We start from the raw sequence: 25,008 nt of genomic DNA on the forward strand, positions 1-25,008 counted from the left end.
ATTGAATTAAGAATCGCTCAAAAATGAACTATTGAACGCCAAAGGCAAAATATCGGACATGGAAGCACATTTATAAACAGGTCCGTTGGGCACCCCCAGTATTATTGAAATTGGTGATTTTTGCTTTTGTTCGTACTCGATCATGGATTGTCGGCAATTGCCACATGGCGCCGCTGGAACGGTAACCTCGTGCAAAGATGATGATGCTACAATGGCGACAGCTAGAATGGTGACCCCGGGATATATGGCACCTGCGTGGAAAACGGCGACCCGCTCGGCACATAGACCGGAAGGGTACGAAGCGTTTTCTTGGTTGTTCCCTTGGACAACCTCCCCGTTTTCTAAAAGTACTGCGGCACCTACCTTGAACTTGGAATAAGGCGCATAAGCATTCTGCATAGCCTCTTTGGCCTTTTCTAACAATTTTTTGTCGTTTTGTGACAGCTCGTTTTCATTCTCGTAAATGAGCAGTTCAAAATCAATCTTCTTTTTCTCCATATCTTTTGATGGTGATGTATTCCAAAAATAAGAAAACCTGCCCAAGGGACAGGTTTTTATTATGGTGTTTCTGTTTGTGATCAATCGTTGAAGAACTCCTCTCCAAAATCGAACGATAACGAAAATCGCAAGGTGTTTTCCAATGGGTTTCTAACCTGTGAGGTCGAAAAGAGGTAAGAAAGATCTATTTGGGCCGATTTAAATTTGAATCCGGCACCCAGAGTAAAGAATTTTCTAGAGCCTTTTTCCTCACTCTCGTTAAAGTAACCACTTCGGAGCATAAAAGCTTCCCGGAAACGATATTCCGCTCCGAGTGCCCAGGTCACCTCTTTCAATTCCTCACCAAAACCATCTGGTGCATCTCCAAAAGATTCGAAGATACCGTTAAAGAAACTGATGTTTTGATACTCGTCATTATCTTCAATAGTAATATCGCCGTCCCCATTGAAATCCCGTGGGGTGGGCACCAATAATTTATTGAACTCCGTATTGATGGCCAATACATTGTCCGCATCAAAAATAAAGTCAAATCCACCTCCGAATTTAAGGTTGGTAGGCAAAAAGTTTTCCTGTCCGCCCTCATCGTATTGTAGTGAACCCCCAATATTTGAAATGTTGAATCCTGCTCTCCATCGGCCATCAAAATTACTGTAGGCAATTTCCCTTGACCTAAAAAAACCGGCTATATCCACTGCAAATGCATTTGCTGCCTGAGAATCCTGCGCACCATCTTGGAACCTAAGATTGGAACTAATAAAGCGCCCCCCGACCGCCATGGAAAAAGTTTGGCTAAGTTTAAGGGAGTAGGACCCATCCAATGCAAACTCATTAGGTTTTACCAAGGTAGCATCTTGATCTATGGTCTGTCTTAATTCAATTTCCCCCAACCCAAAATAGCGAAGTCCAAAGGCGAAAGCACTTCTATCGTTCAGCTTATTATAGTAGTTGGCATTTAAAAGGGAGACATCGTTTACAATAGTCTCCAGATAGGGCGTATAACTAATGCCCACACCCGATTTTTGATCGGCAAATGCATATTTGGCCGGGTTCCATTGTTGTGAATAGGCATCAAAAGATGTAGCTACCCCCATATCGCCCATACCAGATGCCCTTGCATCGGCAGCAATGGTCAAAAATGGTACTGCCGTTGTAATCGCTCTTTCCTGTTGTGCGCTCATCCATGGGGCTATGGCAAGCATTGCTACTAATGCGAGTAACTTTTTCATTCTAAGTATTTAGCGTTTAGTAAAGTTCACGGTCTAAATTTAACCTATTGGATTATTACATGTAAACGCTTAATTCCACAAATTCTTGTAACCAACGGTGTTTTTTTTAAAGGTATGGAGATTCCTGTAAAATTTATATGGGAGCGAATTCGTTAAAAACAAAGGCAATCATACTAATTCGGTTCCTTCTCCGTTACAGAAATGTAGCAGGTGCCGATTATGGCATTGCGATAAATATTTGATGTGCACAAAATATAATGGCAAAATCGCCGTTTTAATGCCATCGAAAGATTTTAAAAATCAAAACAAATCGAAGTTACTGAGGGTATGAACCCTGAGTTTTAAAGTACTCAAGCCCAAATTATGAAAAAACACTTAATCAAAGTTGTACTTTCTTGCGCCGTAGTGATGGGAAGTTTTTCAAGTTGTAAAAACTCTTCTTCATCCAAGAACGTCTCCAGAGCCACTGGTTGGAAAATCAATGCCAAAGAAGGGGGATTTCAATACAATTCGGACTTCAAAGAGCAGGAAACTCCTCCTGGAACAGTATTTATAGAGGGTGGAACATTTACCAAAGGTAAAGTTCAGGACGATGTAATGCACGATTGGAACAATACGCCGACCCAACAGCATGTGCAGTCCTTTTATATGGACGAAACAGAGGTGACCAACGTAATGTACTTGGAATATTTGGATTATTTGAAGGAAGTTTATCCTCCTGAAAACCCAAATTATGCCAACATTTATCAAGGTGCCCTACCCGATACTTTGGTATGGAGAAACCGTTTGGGCTTTAACGAAACCATGACCAACAACTACTTAAGACATCCCGCATATGCAGAATACCCCGTAGTAGGTGTAAACTGGGTACAGGCCACACAATATGCCGAGTGGAGGACCGATCGGGTAAACGAGGTTATGTTGGAGCGCGAAGGATATTTGGCGGAGGACGCCAAGTACAAAGTTTTGAATGGTGACATTCAAGGTACTTTTAGCACCGAAGCTTACCTTAACAATCCAGAATCCGTATATGGTGGGCAAATAGATTCACTTCAAGGGAAACAAAAAAGAGACTCCATAAACACTTTTGCAAAAAGAAGCAGTGGGGTAATTATGCCCGAGTACCGACTACCTACCGAAACAGAGTGGGAATATGCCGCACAGGCACTTGTTGGATCAAGGGAATACAATAACTACAGAGGTAGAAAAAAATATCCATGGGACGGCGATTACACCAGAAATGGACAACGTGTAGGACGTGGTGACCAGCTAGCCAACTTTAAACAAGGTAAAGGTGATTACGGCGGGATTGCCGGATGGTCCGATGATGGTGCCGATATAACAGGACAGGTTAAATCCTATAAACCCAACGATTTTGGACTTTACGATATGGCCGGAAACGTTAACGAATGGGTTGCCGATGTTTACCGCCCCATTGTCGATGATGAAATCAGTGACTTTAACTACTATCGTGGAAATGTTTTCATGAAAAAAGCAATCGGCGAAGATGGTAAAGTTGAAATCCTAGAGGATAAAATTGTGTACGATACACTCCCTAATGGAAAAATCGTAGCCATCAACCTGCCAGGAGAGATCAAAGAAGTTGCGGTAACAGAAGAGGAAACTTATTTAAGAACCAATTTTGATAAAAGTGATAACCGTGGATTTAGGGATGGGGACCCAGGTTCCTCTAGATTCTTCAGCCGTTTTAGCGACGAAGAGGATAACCAAAAGATGTATGACTCTCCGCAGCACAAAGTGGAGCGCAACGAAGACGGTGAGCTTGTTCGCCAGTACGACGAATCCAACTACAGAACTTCTTTGATCAACAACGAAGTTCGAGTGTACAAAGGTGGATCCTGGAGAGACCGTGCATTCTGGTTAGACCCGGCACAACGTAGATATTTGCCACAATACATGGCAACGGACGATATCGGATTTAGATGTGCCATGTCCAGAGTGGGATCAAAATCCAAATCAAAGAAAACAGTACGCCATAAAAAGGCGAGATAAATAACTTCTTGAGTATTTTAAAAGCCCCGGCCAAAAGGTCGGGGCTTTTTTTTATCTTCGATTTATGACTATAACAGAATTGCACGCGCTCTTTTTAGCGCACCCTACAATTTCGACGGATACACGTAAAATAACGAAAAACGGTTTGTTTTTTGCTCTTAAAGGCCCCAATTTTAATGGAAATGCCTTTGCCCAAGATGCGTTGGAAAAAGGTGCGGCCTATGCAATTATTGATGATCCATCCTACAAAACTTCAGACCGATTTGTAGTTTGCGAAGATGTACTGACCACCTTGCAGCAATTGGCCACTTTTCACAGACAATATTCCAATGCCAGAATTATTTCTCTGACCGGTAGTAATGGAAAGACCACGACCAAGGAGCTCATTAATGTCGTGCTTTCCAAGAAATACAGGACCATCGCTACGGTGGGCAACCTTAATAACCATATCGGGGTGCCATTGACCTTGCTATCCATTAAAGAGGACACTGAAATTGCCATTGTGGAAATGGGCGCCAACCATAAAAAAGAAATTGCAGCTTTGAGCTCTCTTGCCCAACCAGATTTTGGTTACATCACCAATTTTGGCAAGGCCCATCTTGAAGGGTTTGGGGGTGTCGAAGGTGTAATTCAGGGCAAGAGCGAACTATACGATTATCTTATAGGCAACGACAAACATGTTTTTTTTAATGCCGATGATGGAATCCAAAAAGAAAAACTGAACGCTTACACAAAAAAAATCGGGTTCAGCACCCAAGACCATCAATTTTACAACATCGTGTTTTTAGGGGCCGATCCTTATGTATCCTTGGAGTTTGAAGGAAAAAAAGCAAACACACAGCTGGTAGGCAAATACAATTTTACAAATTGCTGCGCTGCCATTCTAATGGGCAAGTATTTTAGCGTTCCATTGGATGATATTAAATCGGCCATAGCATCATATCGACCGCAGAACAACCGTTCCCAAATACTTGATAAAGATGGGTTTTCCATTGTCTTGGACGCTTACAATGCAAACCCTACAAGCATGAAAGCCGCTTTGGAAAATTTTGACTATATGCCAAATCATCCAAAAACCATAATTATCGGCGATATGTTCGAACTGGGCAGTACTGCCAAAGAGGAGCACCAGGCCATCGCTGATTTGGCCGCGACACTACATTTTGACCATATTTATTTGGTAGGCACCAACTTTTTTGGCACCAATACGACCTTGAACAAGTTCAATTCGTTTGATGATTTAAAAGAACACCTCCTGAAAAATCCTTTAGAAAAAGGCAATTTACTGATAAAAGGCTCTCGCGGTATGGCCTTAGAACGGGTTTTGGATATTCTGTAAATAGAAAAGAAAAGTGGGATATACTGGATTCGAACCAGTGACCTCTGCCCTGTCAAGGCAGCGCTCTAAACCAACTGAGCTAATATCCCCTATTGGAAACGGGCTGCAATATCGGAAATTAATCCCAATCTCCATACTCCGCAGAGTTCTTTGATGTCTCGTGCAAAGTAATATGCAATAATTGTCCCTCTTTTAATTTAGGTTTTAGAATATCGTAGATTACTTTCACAAAGTATTCTGTAGTTGGCAATAGGTTTGCGAACTCAGGACAGTCCTCGTTCAAGTTCTTGTGATCAAAACGTTCCTCGACCTCTTCCTTGATCAATGTTCCCAGTTCCGCTAGATCCATTACAAACCCGGTGTCGGGATCAACCTCGCCCTTAATTCTCACCTCAAGATCAAAATTATGACCATGGTAACTTGGGCTGTTGCATTTTCCGAACACTTCTATGTTCTTCTCATCGCTCCAATTAGGGTTATGGAGCCTATGGGCTGCATTAAAATGGGCTTTTCTGCAAATTGTGGCAATCATGCTGCAAAGGTAATCCCTTTTTCTGCATTCCATATTTTCGGATTCAAAAAAATAAGCGGAATTGATAATGCCGTACGTTCTTACTAAATTTATGCATCAAAAAAACACTTCTTATTACAGCTACGTTTAAAATCTGATATAAACATTACACTATGAAAATAACCTATTTGGGCCATGCCACTTTATTGGTAGAGATCAACAACAAGAAAATTTTGTTCGACCCCTTTATCACCGGTAATGAGCTTGCGTCTGACATCGACGTTGAAACTCTTAAGGTGGATTACGTATTTGTTACACACGGCCATCAAGACCATGTTCTGGATGTTGAGGCGATTTTAAAAAACAATCCAGATGCAACCTTGGTCTCCAATTTTGAGATTATTTCTTGGTTTGGGGAAAAGGGAATACAAGGCCACCCAATGAATCACGGGGGTAAATATTCGTTTGATTTTGGGACCGCAAAATATGTAAATGCCATCCATTCCAGTGTATTGCCCGATGGAAGCAATGGAGGCAATCCCGGTGGTTTTGTAATTTATGATGAATCCAATTGCATTTATATTGCCGGGGACACGGCATTGACAAAGGATATGGAGTTAATCCCATTGACCTGTCCCAAGTTGGATATTGCGGTGCTGCCAATTGGCGATAATTTTACCATGGGTTACGAAGATGCAGCGATTGCAAGTGATTTTGTTGGCTGTGATCAGGTATTGGGCTATCATTACGATACATTCCCGCCTATAAAAATTGACAAAACAACAGCAGTGGAACACTTTGAAAGCAAGGGCAAGAAGCTGCTATTGCCCGGTATCGGGGAATCCATCAACATTTAAAAATAAAATCAACATTGTTTAAAAACAATTATTTGAATAGTGGCGACAATACTGTACAACTATCGGTCAAAGGTTTTAAATGATGTATTTAGCTCAAGGAGTAGTACAGGCAAACCATGGCGGATTCTTACATCAACTAAAAAATAAAAACTTGGGGGAAATGAATGAAATATTTAATGGGGGCGGTTTTTTATCCACTCAATTGCATTTTCTGACATTTTTTTATAGTCGTGGCCTACATTTTTCACTGTGTCCATTGTCCAATTAAATTCCCATTTGTTCTTATTTCCTAATTCCTTGTTCGCATTAAAAAAAGTTGTACCACGTTCCAACCTATGCGCTCCTTGTTCCATTGCCAGATCTGTTGTTCTAAAAGTTCCTAAACTAGGATCATTATCCAATTCCCCTAATAGAATGATCAATCTTTTTTTGTAGGCTTTCGGCAAATCTGTTCCTATATTTTTCAATCCATACGGATAGTCAAGGCACTGGTCCGGAAAGCTGTAAAATCCAGAATTTGCAGCAACCGCTGTTCCAATTCTGGATTCGGGCATTACCATCACCATTCTATGCACAAATTGTCCGCCAGCTGAATGACCAAAAATATCGTACTGCTCGTTCGTAATATTATTTACAGATTTAATATGGTCGAATATGTTCTCAACGACTGAATACGCCCATTCAGTTTTTGGGTTTTTAGTTCCAAAAAAAGTAAATAAGTTTCCCTCTTGGTAGTCGTTTGTTGTATATTTTGAAAACTTGTTCTCAAATTCAGGCGCTACAATAAATAAGTTATTCTTATTTGCCAACTCAATCCATGCATTTAGATAATCATCTGCATTTCGACCACCACCGTGCATAACAAAAACAATTTTGTCTTGGTTGTTCCAACTTTCAGGTTTGTAGGTCCATACCTTAATGGATTTTTTCCCACTATCTTTAAAAGCCTGAATAACAAAAGTATCTATTCCTTCATTAATTTTATTGGCAACTGTGATTTCAGGTCCTTTTGGAAGTACATATAGGTAAGTGTATCCGGAAGCTGAAAGAAGTAATAGAACAGAAAATGTATATAAAACTACCTTTTTAAATATTTTCAGAAATTTATTCATTTGCACGCTTTTTGACCAATCCGATTTAGACATTGGTCGGTCAACTAAATATTTACTTTCATTTATCTTATTGAATGTATTTCCGGCTAGCCTCTCCAATTTTAATTGAGTCCGCTGTCTTGCTTTAATCAATATTGAAAATACTTCATTCTATTCATCAATATCCGGAGAATGGGCAGTAATTGAAGTTTGATCAAAATCAACACAAAAGAACAATAATAAAATCCCTTGATTATATTTTAGGTGCCATGATGAAGGATCTAGTTGGCCGCAACCAAGTTCTCGGCTATCATTACGACACATTTCCGCCTATAAAAATTGACAAAACAACAGCAGTGGAACACTTTGAAAGCAAGGGCAAGAAGCTGCTACTGCCCGGTATCGGGGAATCCATCAACATTTAAAAATAAAAAAGCCTCCAAAATTGGAGGCTTTTTTATTGTGGGCGCTGAGGGATTCGAACCCCCGACCCCCTCGGTGTAAACGAGGTGCTCTGAACCAACTGAGCTAAGCGCCCATTCATTTTCCTAAATGGGAGTGCAAATATATAATAGTTTTTCATTTTCAAAAAGAAAAAATAAAAAAAGAATCCACCTTTTTGGATCAATTGATTTTTCTATCTCTAAACCACAGATCCTCCAAACTAAAATTAATTGTTATGGTATGGTAATTTTCTTTGACCAAAATATTTTGAATTTGTCCCTTACTGCCATAGGAATAGGATATATTCAACATAGAATTGCTCGTACGCCCTACCGGAAGGCCCAGGCCAGCCGTTATAGCATATCCATCAATTTTATTATCGTTGATGGCGAGATATCCATTATCATAATTGATCCCCCCTCGGTACCGAACACGATCCCAATACTTAAAACCTCTCTCATTTTTTAAATATTCCAGTCCAATGGCATATATATCCTGATCAATATAAGTCCCCACATTTTCGGACTGCTCGGTGGAATCCCAAAAGTTATGCTTGTAATCGGCCGACAAGGTGAAGGACTTAATGAGTTTTGTACTTAAACCAAAGCCAAGTTCCAATGGAAGTTTAAAATCTGAAACCGAATCGCCCTCTTCATCTTCTACCTGAATTTCTACATCGTCCAGTGTTTTATACACCGATCGCGTTACATTTCCTTTAAGGGAGACCGGTAATTGAACCGTACTCCCTATAGTAAAGTCCTTAAAAATATCGTACTGTGCACCGATACCCAGCCTAACTCCACTGTAATTGGTAACCTCATCCAATTGGAAATAACTATTACTTATGGCAAAACCCTCGGTTTCTTCGATATTGCCAAATAGGAAAGATGCCTTTATTCCAAGCCTAAAAGCCTCCGATAGGCCATACCCAAGGTTTATACTTAAGTCGTTGAGCCCCCCCAATCCGGTTACATTACTGTCAAATGTTTCGTTGGATCCTTCGATGTTCGTTTCCAGCCCTACCAAAGTGTAGCCAACATCAGTATAGGGAACTAAGGAGACACCCGCTCCCAATCGATCAGCAATTCTAAAAGCAAAGGCCAAATTGGAAAAATTCAAAGTACTCTTGGATTCGCTATAACTGGCATTGCTATAACTGTTCAGTTCACCGACCACCCCAATATCGTAAAAGAAGGAGTTTTGTGGTATTAGTGCAAAATTGGATGGGTTAAGATTATTGATTTCAGTCTCTGAACGCAATCCAATACCGGCATACCCCATTCCATTGGTTTTTCCAATACTTGTTTGATTGATCACTCCCAATCCATATAAGGAATAGGGTGAACTGGTAAGCCCTTCTGATTGAGCATTTGCCAAACCAGTCATAAAACATATAGCTATTATGGGTAAATATTTAATCGTCTTCTTCATCATAAATCGCAAATGTTAGTTCCATTACCGTGCTATACCCTGTATTGCCAGAGCCATTTAGTATAAATCGGTCTACCGTGGAATTATAATTATCCGGCAACAAGATCAATGCTTCTTCCGTTTCCATTTCTTCTGTGAACAGCTCTTCGATATAGCTTCCCAAAGAAAATTCGTAATAAATATCGTTGAACTCCTCATTGTCCCGATTTAGAATACCTTGTACGGGGGCGATTTCCTCTACAAGCAATTGAGAAATTAAATCGTTGTTTTGATCCACTATGTATACGGACAAGGAGTCCTTTAGAATAAGATTATCGGTAAACGATCCCGATAAAGGCCTGATTTTGAGTACTGCATCCAAAATTGTCCCCCGACCTTTTATGTCGTATAGGTTCTTTATATGTGGGAACTCTACCCGGGTGGCAATGCCCACACCCGATTGGATATAACTAAGTCCGCCTGTATCCTTAGAATCGAGATTGACTTCTTGATCTGATAATGTCTCGAGGTTTGTGTTGGCGTTTTCCGACTCGATGCGATTAAAAAATGGAACAGGAGAAGATGTCACATCCATATTCAGGTCCAAATAGCTTTGTACCCTTTCGGTTTCTTCTGCCTCACTAAAGTACAAGCGTACAAAAATAGATTCCGAAGATTTTGTAAATCCTATCACAGAACCATTGTCCGTTTGGCCGGGAATAAGTGCAATTCCATTAAAGTAATCCTTAAATTGATCGGATGTGGTTATCTCCTTTTCCTGGAACTTTTCAAAAAGATCTACCCCCAATGCATCAGAGAGTTTTATTTCCAAGGAGTCACCATCCATTGGTCGGGGCATAAAGGCCAATGCACCAATATCATCTTCAAAATATTCGGCTTCACTGGTATTATAAAGATAATCCCCTTCTGACGGTTTTAAGGTAGCGGACAATCGCTTTACGTGCAACGTATTGGTCCGCAGCGTATCGTTATAGTAGTACGAGTCATACTTCATATACAAAGCAATACTATCATATTCCGCCTCGGAATCTATTACATACGAAGATGGCATCAATCCCATGTAAGCAGAAGACTTGACCACTCCAAATTCGGGGTCGTTATATTTACCCACCAGCACCCTACTGGACTCGCTGGTAACTATACTATCAAACTTCATTGTGGAAATTTCCACGGTGACCGTATCGATCAGGGCAACACGAATATTGCTATCGGTAAATTCTTCTCCGGCCAAAAAATCTGATGCATTATAATTTTCAGAACTACAAGACCACAATACAAATATCGATAGGCTCAAAAAGCAAAAAACCTTTCCCATAATTATTTGTTTGATCCAAATGTAGGCTGAGTTTAAAGAGGGCGGAATGGGAATAGACCAACCTTTGTTTTTTTATGACGAAGAATCCAATAAATACGATGAACCCGAGAATCCCGTTCGTAGATCAATTCCACTAATTCATATGTTAAATCCATGTATTTATATATTCCGTTACGATCGACAAGAAGTCCAATTTAACTTTGGAAAAAAATTCAATTGTAACACATGAGAAAAACAATCGAAATAGTAAAGTTTGTGTTCTTTATCACAATCCCTCTAATTTTTATCAATGCATGTTCAACAGATGAAGAAGACGAAGAATTAGGGAACTGGGTGGATCGCTCGGTATTCGACGGAACACCAAGAAGTAGCGTAGCCGGTTTCGTAATCGACAATATCGGTTACATGGGCACCGGATATGATGGGGACGATTATTTAAACTCGTTCTGGGCCTATAACATGGAGGGCGACTATTGGTCCCAAAAAGCTGATTTTCCGGGAACAGAAAGAAATGCGGCCGTCGGCTTTGAACTTAATGGAACAGGCTATATAGGCTCTGGATATGACGGTGTAAACGAATTGGGCGATTTTTACTCCTACGATCCTTCCAGCAATACCTGGACCCAAACAGCATCGCTACCAGACATTGTTAGAAGAAACGCTGTAGCATTTAGCGCCAATGGCTACGGATACTTTGGTACCGGCTACGATGGGGAGAATGACATGAAAGACTTCTGGAAATATGACCCGAGCACCGATACTTGGACAGAATTAGAAGGGTTTGGAGGCAATAAACGAAGAGCGGCGACCACATTTACCATTAATGGCACCGTTTACCTTGGTACCGGCGTTTCCAACGGAATATACCTTGATGATTTTTGGGCATTCGACCCTACAGATGAATCTTGGACCAAAAAATTAGATCTGGACGAAGAGGACGACTACAATGTGGAACGCAGTAATGCACTTGGGTTTGAACTCAATGGATATGGATATATTGCCTGTGGCGAACAAAATGGGTCCACCAATTCCGTTTGGCAATACGACCCCTCTTCCGACACATGGGAAGAGGAAAACCAACTTTGAGGGATCTAGTAGACAAGATGCCATAGTATTCTCCAATTCCTCTAGGGCCTTTATTGGGATGGGACGCACCGGTTCACTATATCTGGATGATCTGGATGAATTTTATCCTTTTGAGGAATATGATGATGAAGATTAATTTTTAATCAGTTCTAGTTTGTGTCGATTGGGGTCAAGAGGTCAGAAACTTGGCCCCAATCAAATTTATTTAAAACCATGAAAAAGATTCCGAGCTTATTTTCCGTTTTGTTGATTTTAGGGCTTTTGCTTTTTGGTACGACCAAACTTATAAGCAAAACCAAAAATGAAGCTCCTGTGCTTTCCAAAAAGGCCATTAAGGTGGATGGTGGTTTTGGTTATCAAATATTTAGCGGGAAAAAACTTTTGGTACAGCAGGAGTTTATGCCTTCCGTTCAGGGCAAGGTTCCTTTCCGATCAGCAAAAGACGCACTAAAGGTCGCCACATTGGTGATGGATAAAATTAATGCCGGCACACAACCCATTATTAAAAAAGAAGAACTAAAACAATTAAACCTTTTTAAATTGGATTAGTCCTACTATCTAATGGTCTACGAAAAAAAACATATTCGATTATTTTTTATCCATCTATTTCTTTGGGCCCTTGTTTATGGCTTTTTTCTATTCCCTTTCTTCTTTCAATTAAGGCAACTACCTCCCAATTTACCGATTCGCCTGATCCTTACCATTGTTCTTTTTTATTTCAACTATTTTGTTCTGGTCCCTCAATTGTTGTTAAAAAAAAGGACATTGATCTATCTAATAACGTGCATATCTTTAATCGTAGTGGCCGGTCTGGTCGTGCACTTGGGTTTTACGCCTAGACCGAACAACCCACCATTTTTCCCTAGACCGGATATAAATCAATCTTTGCCCCTAAGAGGTCCTGGACGACCATGGAGATTTATGGGACACATCTTTACCTTGATCAATTTAAGCGCACCGATCATAGTTAGCGGTTTACTGCGCCTATATATAGAATGGAGAAAGAACGAAGATTTGAGAAAAAAAGTGGAAAATGAAAAAGTAAGCTCGGAACTTCAATTTTTGAAGACCCAGTTAAATCCCCACTTTTTGTTCAACTCCCTAAATGCCATTTACTCCCTTTCCGTAAAAAACTCAAATAGGACATCCGATGCAATAATTTCCCTTTCCGAATTGATGAGGTACATGCTGTATGAAGCGGATAACGATATGGTTCCGCTGAACAAGGAATTGGAGTACATTAAGAACTATGTACAGTTACAAAGATTAAGACTATCGGACAGTGCCAATGTTAAGCTAAAAATATCAGGTGAGGACAAAGGCAAAAAAGTTCCCCCATTATTATTTATATCATTTATTGAAAATGCATTTAAATATGGGACCGACTTTAAAGGTAGAACCTATGTAAACATTATTCTTCTCATTGAAGAAAAAACAATCCATTTTAAGGTAGAAAACAAAATAGGTGCACATAGAGGACACAACAAAAACTCTGGTGTTGGATTGGAGAACATTAAGAACCGTTTAAAATTGTTGTATCCAAACTCCCACGAGCTAAAAATTACCAATACTGGAGAAATGTATTTGGTAGATTTAATATTGCAGCTGTAAAAAGTCTAAAAAACCCCAGTTATGAAATGTATTATTATTGATGATGAGCCCTTGGCGATTGACGTTTTGAAAGAATATTGCCAAAAAATGGATTTTATTGAGCTGGAAGAAACCTTTACCAATCCATTGGAGGCCATCTCCGTTATCAAGGAAAAAAAGATCGATCTGATCTTTTGTGATATTGAAATGCCACAAATAAACGGAATAGATTTTATAAATTCACTGGACAACACCCCGCTGTTTATTTTTACCACAGCATATTCACAGTACGCCGTTGAAGGTTTCAATCTTAACGCAATCGATTATTTGGTAAAACCTATCCCCTACCATAGATTTATAAAAGCCATTTCAAGAGCAAAAGAAGTTTTGGCATACAGAAAATCTCCGGTTAGTTTAAACGACAATGTTTTTCCTTCCCACGGAGAATCCAAATCAACTAACCCCGGATATATTTTTGTAAAAGCGGAGTATGAGAGTATAAAAATAAATTTGGATGATATTGAGTACATTCAAGGATTAAAGGATTACCTAAAAATTCATGTGCGAGACACCAACAAAGCCATACTTACCTTAATGAGCTTTAAGGAAATCCTGGACAAACTTCCTTCCCATCAATTTGTGAGGGCACACAAATCGTTTGTCGTCAACATAGGTTGCATTAAAACGATACAACGAAATCGAATTGTAATAAATGATATGAGAATTCCTATCGGGGAAAGCTATAAGTCCACTTTTTTGAACAATTTGGGACTGTAAAACCAACTAAACTATCTCTGCAACCACAAAAGTACTGCCCCCTATATATACCATATCTTGCACCTCGGCCATTTGCAAGGCCTTTTGGCGCCCCTCTTCTACAGATGCAAATTTTTCACCTGTTAGCCCTTGTTCAGTTGCCAATTCGAAAAGAACCCCTACATCCATTCCTCTTGGTATGGAGGGCCTTACAAAATAGTACTTGGCATCCTTTGGAAATAGCCCCAATACAGATTTCACATCCTTATCGTTCACAAAACCAAGAACAATGTGAAGCTGTTTATAGGTTTGTTTTTTGATTTGTTGGAGCACCAAACTTAGTCCTTCCTTGTTATGCGCCGTATCGCAAACCACCATTGGGTCTTCCTGTAAAACCTGCCATCTACCTAAAAGTCCTGTATTCGCCACCACTTTTTTAAGACCAACAACTATTGCATGTTCCGGGACATCAAAACCTTTCAATTGGCGAATGGTTGTTACAACCCCATTGATATTCTTTTGTTGATATTCACCGAGCAGATCGGTTTCATATCCCTCATTGGGCACGGAATCGGCAAAAACGATGTTGCATTTTAGCTGATGGGCAATAAGGGTGAAAATCATTTTCGTTTCTGGTTGCGTCTCACTAATTACTACTGGCACCTTTGGTTTAATGATACCCGCCTTTTCCAAGGCTATCTTTTCCAAAGTATCGCCCAAAAATTGGGTATGATCCATACCTATATTAGTAATCAAGGACACTTCGGGTGTAATGATGTTGGTAGAATCCAACCTACCGCCCAACCCAACCTCAACAATAGCAATATCAACTTGTTCTTGGGCAAAGTAATCAAAAGCCATACCCACTGTCATTTCAAAAAAAGAGAGTTTGTGATATTCCAAAAAAGGTTGGTGCCGTGAGATAAATCCTTTTACAAATTCCTTACTTGTAACCTCTCCATTTATTTTGATGCGCTCTCGAAAATCTTTAAGATGAGGGGATGTATAAAGTCCTACTTTATACCCAGCTTCCTGTAGTATTGAAGCCAACATATGGCTACTGGAACCTTTACCATTGGTCCCGGCAACATGTATACTTTTAAATTTTTTTTCGGGATGGCCCAGTGCACTACAAAAGTGGATTATGTTATCCAATTTTGCGTTCATGGCCGCAGCACCTTTCTGCTGGTACATCGGAAGCTGGGCGAACATCCAGTCCAACGTTTCTTTATAAGTCACTATTGGCCTAATTTAAAGTTGACTACCACAAATCCTATTTGTTGTGCAGGTGCATTGGAATCCGGGTTCCAACGGTGAAGCATTGCAGTTTTACGGGCAGGCTCCAAAAGGCAGGGAGCATTGTTCGTTGTTCCCTTAACACCTGGTTCGGCCTTGATCACTTTACCCGACCTATCTACCACAATACGAACTACCACACGCCCCTCTTCATTACATTCTTGACGAACTTTACCATTATCGGCCAATGCCCTGCCACTTAAACCATACCCTCCGGTTCCGGTTCCAGGAGAACCATAATAGGAAGTTGCATATGGATCACCATCAGGTTGGCCCTTGTCTCCAGCACGATCATCGTCCCCTTCGCTGCCCGTGGCCGTACCATCGGATTTTCCGATTCCGCCGATCAAGGCATCCACACTTTTCTTTTTGGCCTCTTGTTCCTGGCGCTTCCGTTCTTCGGCCTCTCTCTTTTCGCGGGCGATCCGCTCCGCTTCGGCCTTGGCTTTTTGAGCCTCTTCTTCCGCTTTGCGTTTGGCCTCTTGCTGTTGCCTTAGTTTAATGGTTTCCGCATCGTCGCTGGTCAACACCTCTTCAACAGGAGCTTCTTCAACAACAGTCTCTTCCGGCTCGGCAGGTTCAGTAAACTCCTGTGGCTCCGGTTGGCTCTCCACTTCTCTCGGTTCGGACTTCACCCTTTCTGTAGGTTGAACCTCTCCACTACCATATTCCATGGTACCGAAATTAACGGCAATACCATTTTCTATGGGCGGGTCGAGATAGGTCAATCCAATATAAAAAAGCAATAGCAGCAATGCGCTTAACAAAAGAGTGGTAAGCGTAAAAGATTTTTTCTTGTGTCTCGTATCTAAGAACGACATCATTTAGGCCGCACCGCCAAGATAACCTTATAACTGTTCCTATTGGCAATGTCCATAACGTTGACCGCCTCTTTTATGGCAACGTTTTCTTCTGCCCTTAGGATAATTGTTGGCTTTTCTTGACCTTCTAGTGCTTTTTTTAATTCAATTTCAATGTATTCCTTGTTGATCTGCTCGTTGTTTACAAAATATTTCAGGTCCTTATCAATGGTAACAGAAACATTCTGAGTGTTCGTCGATTTTCCCTTCGCCTTTGGCAATAGCAAATCCAATGCATTGGGTGCATTGGAAGTCAGCATAAAGAACACCAATAACAGGAACACAATGTCCGTCATGGATGACATGCTGAATTCAGGGCTAATTTTGTTTCTTCCCTTCAGTTTCATAGCCCAGGATTTATATAGGTTCGTTCAAAAGATCCAAGAACTCTACCGCATTGGCCTCCATTTGGTGCACTACTTTATCTGTCCTGTTCACAAGGTGGTTATACCCGATGTAAGCTATAATGCCAACAACAAGTCCAGCCACCGTAGTGGTCATTGCAGTATAGATGCCCGATGCCAAGGAACCCATTTCGGCCTGCCCGCCACTACTTGCCATTTCGTGGAAAGCCAAAATCATACCGATTACAGTTCCCAAAAATCCGATCATTGGTGCCGCTCCGGCAACTGTTGCCAACACGCTAACATTCTTTTCGAGCTTGTACACCTCCAGTGTACCAGCATTTTCTATGGCCGTATTAATGTCGTCCAATGGTTTTCCAATCCGGGACACACCTTTTTCCGTTAGGCGAGCCACTGGAGAATCCGTTTGGGCACATAATAATTTTGCAGCCTCCAATTTACCGTTCATCACATGGTCGCGAATCTGGTTCATAAAGTTCTTATCTATTTTGGACGCTGCCTTAATGGCAAAGATGCGTTCAAAATAAATGTACATAGCTACAAAAAGAAGCACAAAAAGGACCATAATAATTATGATGCTTCCTGTGCCTCCATTTACAATAAGATCGATTACGGACAAGGTCTTTTCCTCGGAAATTGAAGCAGCTGCCTCAGTGCCTTCCGTTACTTCTTGAAAAATATTCATATAAAATCCCCAATTTAAGTTGCAATTATAACGGAGATTTTTGAACTAAAGTATTTTTTAGAACAAATATCGCATAAACATGTAACAAATTGCTCCAGCGATAAATCCAACAAAGGCCAACCAAGATATTTTCTTAAGATACCAGAAGAAATCTATTTTCTCCATTCCCATGGCCACAACCCCTGCAGCGGAGCCAATAATTAGCATACTGCCCCCTGTTCCGGCAGAGTAAGCTATAAAATGCCAAAGCTGGTCATCCATTGGCTCGGAGAACATTCCCAAACTTGCCGCAACAAGCGGTACATTATCTATAATTGCAGAACCTATACCTAATAATATTACCACTAAATCCGACACTTGAGTACCTGCCATCTCAGTTCCCATTAATGGCATGCCCTGTTTAAGACCTTCCGCAAAATTGAAAAGCAGACCCAGGGATTCCAAAGCGGCCACCGCCATTAAAATACCAAGAAAGAAAAGTATACTCGGCAATTCGATTTTGGTCAATGCACTATGTACCGGGCTATGGTGTGCTGCCGCATCACTTTCATGATCCACAGACGAAATAGCAATTTTGGAATTGCTGTAAATTTCGGCAAACGTTGCTACCACGGCCAAGGACAACATCATCCCCACATACGGTGGCAAATGGGTAAGGGTTTTAAAAATCGGAACAAAAACAATAGCTGCCAGACCTAGGTACAGCATGGTGGGTCCAAACTTTGATTTTGCCCCGGTGTCTTCTTCCATCTCGATCTCCCCCTTGAAAGCGGGAAGGAAGGATGCAATAAAAGAAGGGATAAGCATACACACCAAAGAGGGAATCAACAAATGTTCGATCAACATTGCGGTGGAAACTTTGTCACCGATCCATAACATGGTCGTGGTAACATCACCAATTGGAGACCATGCCCCACCTGCGTTTGCAGCAATAATGATCAGACCTGCGTACCAAAGTCTTACTTCCCTGTCCTTAACTATTTTTTGAAGAATCGAAATTAATACGATAGTTGCGGTAAGGTTATCGATAATCGCAGAAAGTATAAACGCCAAGAAGGAGAAAATCCAAAGAATCTTCTTTTTGCTCCTTGTTTTCACAAAAGATTTTATGGTGGAGAAGCCGTCAAAATAATCAATAATTTCCACAATGGTCATTGCACCGATAAGGAATACCAATATTTCTGCGGTCTTGCCAAGATGGTGCAACAAGGTCTCCTCCATGAGCTCCATTTTCTCTTCGTGGCCAAAAGCACCGAAATTTTCGAGCAAAGCGTGGTTTCCGGAATCGAACCAAGTGTTGAAACCATCGATACCAAAAGCCATCATGGCCCATAAAATGGCCATCATCGCCAAAGCCGGAATAAGTTTATCTATTTTTAAATTATGTTCTAGGGTAATTGCCAAATATCCAATTACAAAAATGACAACTAAAAGGGTTTCCATGTGAAGATTGGTTTAATTAAGGAATAATTTTTTAGAGTAGTTATCTGAATTGCTAAAGATATTCAAAATGAATATTTCCGCATAATCTTAAGGATATAAAAATATGTGAAAGGAAAATAATGACAAACAAAAGAATCGTTAAAAATTCAATCATTCTCATTTATTCATCCTTTTCCATAGAAAATTAATATTCTAAAACTATATTTGTATGTAATTTTTAAAAATCTTTCAGTTTTATGGATTTCACACTTTCCGAAGAACAGTTGATGATACAACAGGCGGCAAGAGATTTTGCCCAGAATGAGCTCTTACCCGGAGTTATTAAGCGCGATGAGGCCCAAAAATTTCCAAGCGAACTAGTAAGAAAAATGGGGGAACTTGGATTTCTGGGAATGATGGTCAACGAAAAATATGGAGGAAGCGGACTGGACACCTTATCCTACGTATTGGCAATGGAAGAACTATCCAAAATCGATGCTTCTGCTTCGGTAATGGTATCTGTAAACAATTCTTTGGTCTGCTGGGGCCTGGAAACCTATGGAACAGAAGAGCAGAAGGAAAAATACCTTACCAAATTGGCATCCGGTGAAATTATCGGTGCATTTTGCCTGTCCGAGCCAGAAGCGGGTAGCGATGCCACTTCACAAAAAACAACGGCATTGGACAAAGGTGATCACTACCTATTAAATGGAACCAAAAACTGGATTACAAACGGGAGCCAGGCCGAAGTGTACTTGGTTATCGCGCAAACCGACAGAGAGAAAGGGCACCGTGGGATAAACGCATTGATTGTTGAAAAAGGAGCCGAAGGCTTCGATATTGGCCCCAAAGAAAATAAACTTGGTATTCGCGGAAGCGATACCCACTCCTTAATGTTCAATGATGTTAAAGTCCCAAAAGAAAACCGTATAGGCGAAGATGGCTTTGGGTTTAAGTTTGCCATGAAGACGTTGGCCGGTGGAAGAATAGGTATTGCGGCCCAAGCCTTGGGAATAGCAGCTGGAGCATACGAATTGGCATTAAAATATTCCAAGGAACGAAAAGCTTTTGGAACGGAAATTTCCAACCACCAAGCAATTGCATTCAAGTTGGCGGATATGCACACTAAAATACAAGCAGCGCGCCACTTGGTGTACCAAGCCGCCTGCGATAAGGATACCGGCAATGATTATACCTTGTCCGGAGCCATGGCCAAACTATACGCTTCAGAAGTTGCTATGGAAACAGCCGTAGAAGCCGTACAAATCTATGGAGGCAATGGCTTTGTGAAAGAATATCATGTAGAACGATTAATGCGGGACGCCAAAATAACACAGATTTACGAAGGTACTTCCGAAATTCAAAAAATTGTAATTTCCAGAAGTATTTTAAAAGATTGATACTTACGCACCCCCTTTCATTTAGGGGGTGTTTAAAAATACACCCCATTTTTACCTGCCCCCATCCCTTTTAAATTGAATGCAGATACCCATATAGCGCAGTATTTACCCTTTTAGACACCTCAATTTACAGGGATAAAAGATATGGATGCCCCTTAAATTGTCAGAATGATAATTTATGAACAGAAATATTCCCATATTACACATTTTGCACACTTTCACTTCTTAAACTGATTTTTATCAATAGATATCTAATTTCTGTTGATATTTTCTCATCTTTTTCGATATTTTTGAGAAAATTCGTTAATGATGAGATTGAAAAAACAAGGATTGTACCTTCCCGAATTTGAACACGACAACTGCGGTGCCGGTTTTATTTGCAGCCTAAAAGGAATAAGATCCAACGACATTATCCATAAAGCTCTTGAAATTTTGGATAAGCTGGAACACCGCGGAGCTGTAAGTTCCGACGGAAAAACAGGCGATGGTGCTGGAATATTGATCGATATACCCCATGCTTTTTTTCAGGATGTTTGTGATTTTGAATTGCCAGATGCAGGGGATTATGCCGTTGGAAACGTGTTTTTGCCTCAAAAAGAGAATCAACGGGACTTTTGTATAAAAGTTCTCGAAGAGAACATAAAAAAGCAAGGGCTTGAACTATTGGGATGGAGAAGCGTACCTGTTAACCGATCGGTTCCTGGACGAATTGCAGCAGAGACCGAGCCTTTTGTAATGCAGGTTTTTATCGGAAAGGGAGACGCCCCGGACGATTTCCAGTTTAACCTTAAACTTTTTATTGCCCGAAAAATAACGGAACACAAGGTTATCGATAGCAAACTCTCTCAGAGTGATTTTTTCTATCTACCCAGCCTTTCCACCAAGATCATCATATTTAAAGGGCTTTTGGTACCAAAGGACATCAGTAGATATTACGAAGATCTATTGGACCCGAGAGTCGTTACCCGTTTGGCTTTGGTCCATCAACGTTTTAGCACCAACACATTTCCAATGTGGGATTTGGCACAACCATTTAGGTATATGTGTCACAATGGAGAAATCAATACCCTAAGAGGCAATGTCTCCCGCATGCGTTCTCGTGAGGAACTAATGCAGAGCGATTGGTTCGGGGACGATATTAAAAATATCCTTCCTGTGGTCCTACCTGCAAAGTCCGACTCCGCCAGCATGGACATGGTCGTCGAGTTATTGCTGATGACCGGCCGTTCACTGCCGGAAGTAATGATGATGCTCGTACCCGAAGCATGGGAAAAAAACCCGGATATGTCCGAATCTAAAAGAGCGTTTTACGAATACAACTCCTGCTTAATGGAACCTTGGGACGGACCCGCATCCATACCTTTTACCGATGGCAACTATATTGGTGCCGTTTTGGACCGTAACGGTCTTCGACCATCCCGCTATTCCGTGACCAAACAGGGTTATGTGATCATGTCTTCGGAAACCGGTGTTGTGGAACTGGAACCAGAGGACATAGAATTCCATGGAAGATTGGAACCGGGCAAAATGTTTTTGGTAAATATGGAGGAAGGCAGAATTATCAACGACGAGGAAATCAAAGAAGCCATTGCCAAAAAACATCCTTATAAGAAATGGCTCAAGGACAATCTGGTCCATTTGAGGGACATACCTTATAACGACTGCCCTGTTTTCTTTGGAGAATTTCCATTGCAAACCAGAAGAACTGCTTTTGGATATACCAAAGAAGATATTAATACCATAATAATGCCCATGGCTCAAAACGGCAAGGAACCCATAGGTTCCATGGGTTCCGATACCCCAATTGCTGTTTTGTCCGAGAGACCACAATTGATCTACAACTATTTTAAACAATTGTTCGCCCAGGTCACCAACCCTCCTTTGGACGGCATCCGAGAAGAATTGATCACCGACATAAGTTTAACACTGGGCAGCGACCATAATATTTTTGAATTTTCCGAACTGCACTGTAGAAAGCTTAAAATACAAAACCCGGTAATTTCAAAAGAAGACCTGGATAAAATAAAGAACTACGATGCCAGCCCGGATTACAAAGTGGTCTCGATCTCTATGCTGTACGAGATCAATAAGGGCCACAACGGCTTGGAGGAAGGATTGGAGTCCATTCTTAAACAAGCTACCAATGCCATAGACGAAGGAGCCAATATTATTATTCTATCCGATAGAATGATCAGTACGGAAATGGCCCCCATTCCCGCTCTTTTGGCCTGTTCCTATGTAAACAGCGGATTGGTAAGATTGGGCAAGCGATCAAAATTGAGCATAATTATAGAATCTGCTGAACCAAGAGAAGTGCATCATTTTGCTTTGTTGTTCGGTTTTGGGGCAAGCGCCATCAACCCATATTTGGTAAATGAGATAATTGGAGAACAAATAGAAGAAAACAATATCACCGATTATACTTTTGACGAGGCCATCAAAAATTACAATAAGGCGATAGGGAAAGGTATCTTAAAGGTGATGAACAAAATTGGGATTTCCACCTTGAATTCTTACAGAGGATCCCAATTGTTCGAATGCATTGGAATAAATACGAAAGTGGTGGACAAATATTTCCCCAACACCCCTACCCGTATCCAAGGAATAGGACTTTACGAAATTGAAAAAGAAATTACCAAACGCCATAACAAGGCGTTCCAATCTAAGGAAGTAGCGGCCAATCTCGATATAGAGGTCGGCGGAGAGTATCGATGGAGAAGAAATGGTGAAAAGCACATGTTCAATCCATTAAGTGTAGCCATGCTTCAAAAATCGGTACGCAATAACGAGCCGGAAACTTATAAAGAGTATTCCAAATTGGTAAATGAGCAATCCAAACACCTAATGACCATCCGTGGACTGTTCGAGTTTTCGAACTATGACCCGATTCCCATTGAGGAGGTTGAGCCTTGGACAGAAATTGTAAAAAGGTTCAAAACAGGAGCAATGTCCTACGGTAGTATCAGCAAGGAGGCCCACGAAAATCTTGCGGTTGCCATGAACCGAATTGGAGGAAAGAGCAATTCAGGTGAAGGTGGAGAGGATTCGGCTCGTTTCTATAAAAGTCAGAGCGGGGATTGGAAAAACAGTGCGATAAAACAGGTGGCCTCAGGAAGATTCGGGGTAACCTCCAACTACTTGACCAGCGCACAAGAAATTCAGATTAAAATGGCCCAAGGGGCAAAACCAGGAGAAGGCGGTCAACTGCCCGGCCCTAAGGTAAACCCGGCCATTGCGAAAACAAGAAACTCGACCCCGTATGTTGGGTTGATCTCGCCACCGCCCCATCACGATATTTATTCCATAGAGGATTTGTCTCAACTGATCTATGATCTAAAATCCGCGAACAGGGAAGCAAGAATAAATGTAAAATTAGTTTCAGAAGTTGGCGTGGGGACCGTAGCGGCAGGTGTCGCAAAAGCCAAGGCAGATGTAATTTTAATCTCTGGTTTTGATGGAGGCACCGGTGCATCGCCACTGACCTCTCTAAAACATGCCGGCCTGCCTTGGGAGCTTGGCATTGCAGAAGCGCAACAAACATTGGTAATGAACGACCTGAGAAATCGGGTCACCCTGGAATGCGACGGGCAATTAAAAACAGGCCGTGATGTTGCCATTGCATGCCTTTTAGGGGCCGAAGAATTTGGCTTCGCAACAGCACCATTGGTCGCCTCGGGATGTGTAATGATGCGGGTCTGCCATTTGAACACTTGCCCTGTGGGAATAGCTACCCAAAATCCAGAACTGCGTAAAAAGTTCAAGGGAAAACCCGAACATGTGGTGAACTACATGTACTTTGTGGCGCAAGAACTGCGAGAGATTATGGCAAAACTAGGTTTTAGAACCTTGAATGAAATGGTAGGACAAGTACAAAAACTGGACAGAAAAAAAGCCATTGAACACTATAAAGCTGCTGGTATAGACCTTACTCCAATTCTTTATCAGATGGATGTGCCCGAAGGAACTAAGTTCCATAATACCGAAAAACAGCATCATGATATAGACAAATCCATAGAATTTGAAATTATCGGCAAGGCACACCCTGCTTTGTTCAGAAAGGAAAAAACCTCTTTGGATTTTCCAATCTGCAATACGGACAGGGCCGTTGGAGCAATCATTAGTAACGAAATATCAAAAATATATGGTGCAGACGGATTGCCAGAAAATACATTAAAACTCAATTTCACAGGCTCTGCCGGACAGAGTTTTGGTGCTTTTGCCACAAAAGGCCTTACCATGGTAGTTAACGGAAACACCAACGATTACCTTGGAAAAGGGCTTTCGGGCGCCAAATTGGTCATTAAGGTGCCATTTAAATCAACCATAAAACCAGAGGACAATATTATAACCGGTAACGTAACACTCTATGGGGCCACATCTGGTGAAGCATATATAAACGGTAAGGCCGGAGAACGTTTTTGTGTTCGAAACTCCGGTGCACAAGCGGTAGTTGAAGGTATTGGAGATCACGGTTGTGAATACATGACGGGCGGTGTTGCCGTTATACTTGGTTCCGTAGGAAGAAATTTCGGAGCAGGTATGAGTGGCGGAATTGCCTACGTGTACGATCCCGATAATACATTTAGCCGAAACTGCAACGGCGACCATTTGAACCTGCTTCCTGTTGATGAGGATAAGGACGTTCAACAATTAAAAGACCTGATAGAAAACCACTATAATGCCACCTTGAGCCCGTTGGGGCAACGAATTTTGGAAAATTGGGAAAAATGCCTTCCCAAATTCATTAAAGTATTCCCAGAAGAATACCGTCAAGCACTCATTAGATTGGAAGAAGAAAAAATGCAAACCTTATAATTTTAGAC

The 25,008-nt window shown here is 41.1% G+C and carries 21 protein-coding genes and 2 tRNA genes; 10 read left to right on the forward strand and 13 right to left on the reverse strand.

Annotated features, from left to right (window positions below; all coding sequences use genetic code 11):
- Nucleotides 1-6 precede the first annotated feature (6 nt).
- Nucleotides 7-498 carry a cytidine deaminase gene (cdd, locus tag ABTP35_RS03670; RefSeq protein ID WP_224837373.1) on the reverse strand — a complete coding sequence of 164 codons (492 nt, stop codon included), beginning with the start codon at nucleotides 496-498 and terminating at the stop codon, nucleotides 7-9.
- An 80-nt stretch (nucleotides 499-578) separates the two neighbouring features.
- Nucleotides 579-1,724, reverse strand: a complete 1,146-nt coding sequence (porV, locus tag ABTP35_RS03675; protein WP_293293810.1) for a type IX secretion system outer membrane channel protein PorV — start codon at nucleotides 1,722-1,724, stop codon at nucleotides 579-581.
- Nucleotides 1,725-2,087: 363 nt separating this feature from the next.
- Between porV and gldJ the strand changes: the two genes are divergently transcribed.
- Both gldJ and murF read left to right on the forward strand, forming a co-directional pair.
- Nucleotides 2,088-3,737, forward strand: coding sequence for a gliding motility lipoprotein GldJ (gene gldJ, locus ABTP35_RS03680; RefSeq protein WP_224837371.1), 1,650 nt, complete (start codon nucleotides 2,088-2,090; stop codon nucleotides 3,735-3,737).
- Nucleotides 3,738-3,801: 64 nt separating this feature from the next.
- Nucleotides 3,802-5,076 carry a UDP-N-acetylmuramoyl-tripeptide--D-alanyl-D-alanine ligase gene (gene murF / locus ABTP35_RS03685; protein ID WP_293293807.1) on the forward strand — a complete coding sequence of 425 codons (1,275 nt, stop codon included), beginning with the start codon at nucleotides 3,802-3,804 and terminating at the stop codon, nucleotides 5,074-5,076.
- A 14-nt stretch (nucleotides 5,077-5,090) separates the two neighbouring features.
- On the opposite strand, the gene ABTP35_RS03690 is transcribed toward murF, so the two are convergent.
- Nucleotides 5,091-5,165, reverse strand: a tRNA-Val gene (locus tag ABTP35_RS03690).
- Between the two features lie 29 nt (nucleotides 5,166-5,194).
- Nucleotides 5,195-5,608, reverse strand: a complete 414-nt coding sequence (locus tag ABTP35_RS03695) for a 6-carboxytetrahydropterin synthase (protein ID WP_224837583.1) — start codon at nucleotides 5,606-5,608, stop codon at nucleotides 5,195-5,197.
- Nucleotides 5,609-5,760: 152 nt separating this feature from the next.
- Between ABTP35_RS03695 and ABTP35_RS03700 the strand changes: the two genes are divergently transcribed.
- Nucleotides 5,761-6,444 carry a metal-dependent hydrolase gene (locus ABTP35_RS03700; protein WP_252080563.1) on the forward strand — a complete coding sequence of 228 codons (684 nt, stop codon included), beginning with the start codon at nucleotides 5,761-5,763 and terminating at the stop codon, nucleotides 6,442-6,444.
- A 173-nt stretch (nucleotides 6,445-6,617) separates the two neighbouring features.
- On the opposite strand, the gene ABTP35_RS03705 is transcribed toward ABTP35_RS03700, so the two are convergent.
- Nucleotides 6,618-7,688, reverse strand: a complete 1,071-nt coding sequence (locus ABTP35_RS03705) for a hypothetical protein (RefSeq protein ID WP_293293804.1) — start codon at nucleotides 7,686-7,688, stop codon at nucleotides 6,618-6,620.
- 116 nt (nucleotides 7,689-7,804) lie between these two features.
- Between ABTP35_RS03705 and ABTP35_RS03710 the strand changes: the two genes are divergently transcribed.
- Nucleotides 7,805-7,960, forward strand: coding sequence for a hypothetical protein (locus ABTP35_RS03710; protein WP_293293802.1), 156 nt, complete (start codon nucleotides 7,805-7,807; stop codon nucleotides 7,958-7,960).
- 38 nt (nucleotides 7,961-7,998) lie between these two features.
- On the opposite strand, the gene ABTP35_RS03715 is transcribed toward ABTP35_RS03710, so the two are convergent.
- From ABTP35_RS03715 to ABTP35_RS03725, 3 genes are all read right to left on the reverse strand, one after another.
- Nucleotides 7,999-8,073 (reverse strand) — tRNA-Val (locus ABTP35_RS03715).
- An 86-nt stretch (nucleotides 8,074-8,159) separates the two neighbouring features.
- Nucleotides 8,160-9,413, reverse strand: coding sequence for a hypothetical protein (locus tag ABTP35_RS03720; RefSeq protein WP_293293800.1), 1,254 nt, complete (start codon nucleotides 9,411-9,413; stop codon nucleotides 8,160-8,162).
- Complete coding sequence (locus ABTP35_RS03725; RefSeq protein ID WP_293293798.1) at nucleotides 9,394-10,725, reverse strand: DUF4270 family protein; 1,332 nt, start codon at nucleotides 10,723-10,725, stop codon at nucleotides 9,394-9,396. Before ABTP35_RS03725 ends, ABTP35_RS03720 begins: the two co-directional genes overlap by 20 nt.
- Before the next feature lie 225 nt (nucleotides 10,726-10,950).
- Here ABTP35_RS03725 and ABTP35_RS03730 point away from each other — a divergent pair, with 225 nt between their 5' ends.
- The 4 genes from ABTP35_RS03730 (at nucleotide 10,951) to ABTP35_RS03745 (ending at nucleotide 14,178) form a co-directional block, all read left to right on the forward strand.
- Nucleotides 10,951-11,811 (forward strand): kelch repeat-containing protein, encoded by an 861-nt coding sequence (locus tag ABTP35_RS03730; RefSeq protein ID WP_313790235.1) that lies wholly within the window; start codon nucleotides 10,951-10,953, stop codon nucleotides 11,809-11,811.
- Between the two features lie 213 nt (nucleotides 11,812-12,024).
- On the forward strand, nucleotides 12,025-12,360 hold the full coding sequence (locus tag ABTP35_RS03735) for a DUF4907 domain-containing protein (protein WP_293293796.1): 336 nt from the start codon (nucleotides 12,025-12,027) through the stop codon (nucleotides 12,358-12,360).
- A 216-nt stretch (nucleotides 12,361-12,576) separates the two neighbouring features.
- The gene (locus tag ABTP35_RS03740; RefSeq protein ID WP_252080576.1) at nucleotides 12,577-13,422 is read left to right on the forward strand and encodes a sensor histidine kinase; all 846 of its coding nucleotides are present in this window, start codon (nucleotides 12,577-12,579) and stop codon (nucleotides 13,420-13,422) included.
- Between the two features lie 21 nt (nucleotides 13,423-13,443).
- Complete coding sequence (locus tag ABTP35_RS03745) at nucleotides 13,444-14,178, forward strand: LytTR family DNA-binding domain-containing protein (protein WP_252080577.1); 735 nt, start codon at nucleotides 13,444-13,446, stop codon at nucleotides 14,176-14,178.
- A 6-nt stretch (nucleotides 14,179-14,184) separates the two neighbouring features.
- Here the strand turns inward: ABTP35_RS03745 and ABTP35_RS03750 are convergent, their stop codons facing one another.
- From ABTP35_RS03750 to nhaD, 5 genes are read right to left on the reverse strand one after another with little or no spacing between them, the layout of a single operon-like run.
- The gene (locus tag ABTP35_RS03750; RefSeq protein ID WP_375334452.1) at nucleotides 14,185-15,396 is read right to left on the reverse strand and encodes a bifunctional folylpolyglutamate synthase/dihydrofolate synthase; all 1,212 of its coding nucleotides are present in this window, start codon (nucleotides 15,394-15,396) and stop codon (nucleotides 14,185-14,187) included.
- Nucleotides 15,396-16,274 (reverse strand): energy transducer TonB, encoded by an 879-nt coding sequence (locus ABTP35_RS03755; protein WP_293299154.1) that lies wholly within the window; start codon nucleotides 16,272-16,274, stop codon nucleotides 15,396-15,398. The genes ABTP35_RS03750 and ABTP35_RS03755 overlap by 1 nt, the downstream gene beginning before the upstream one ends.
- Nucleotides 16,274-16,660 carry a biopolymer transporter ExbD gene (locus ABTP35_RS03760; protein WP_014032087.1) on the reverse strand — a complete coding sequence of 129 codons (387 nt, stop codon included), beginning with the start codon at nucleotides 16,658-16,660 and terminating at the stop codon, nucleotides 16,274-16,276. Before ABTP35_RS03760 ends, ABTP35_RS03755 begins: the two co-directional genes overlap by 1 nt.
- A 10-nt stretch (nucleotides 16,661-16,670) precedes the next feature.
- Complete coding sequence (locus ABTP35_RS03765) at nucleotides 16,671-17,363, reverse strand: MotA/TolQ/ExbB proton channel family protein (RefSeq protein WP_224837349.1); 693 nt, start codon at nucleotides 17,361-17,363, stop codon at nucleotides 16,671-16,673.
- A 57-nt stretch (nucleotides 17,364-17,420) separates the two neighbouring features.
- Entirely contained in the window at nucleotides 17,421-18,806 is a 1,386-nt protein-coding gene (gene nhaD, locus ABTP35_RS03770; RefSeq protein WP_293293786.1) for a sodium:proton antiporter NhaD, read from the reverse strand.
- Nucleotides 18,807-19,042: 236 nt separating this feature from the next.
- Here nhaD and ABTP35_RS03775 point away from each other — a divergent pair, with 236 nt between their 5' ends.
- A complete protein-coding gene (locus ABTP35_RS03775) occupies nucleotides 19,043-20,185 on the forward strand; it encodes an acyl-CoA dehydrogenase (protein WP_293293784.1) in 1,143 nt (380 codons plus the stop codon).
- 309 nt (nucleotides 20,186-20,494) lie between these two features.
- Nucleotides 20,495-25,000 carry a glutamate synthase large subunit gene (gene gltB, locus ABTP35_RS03780; RefSeq protein WP_375334514.1) on the forward strand — a complete coding sequence of 1,502 codons (4,506 nt, stop codon included), beginning with the start codon at nucleotides 20,495-20,497 and terminating at the stop codon, nucleotides 24,998-25,000.
- The last annotated feature ends 8 nt before the right edge of the window (nucleotides 25,001-25,008 follow it).

This window comes from Flagellimonas alginilytica, assembly GCF_042134605.1.
Classification (GTDB): Bacteria; Bacteroidota; Bacteroidia; order Flavobacteriales; family Flavobacteriaceae; genus Flagellimonas; species Flagellimonas alginolytica.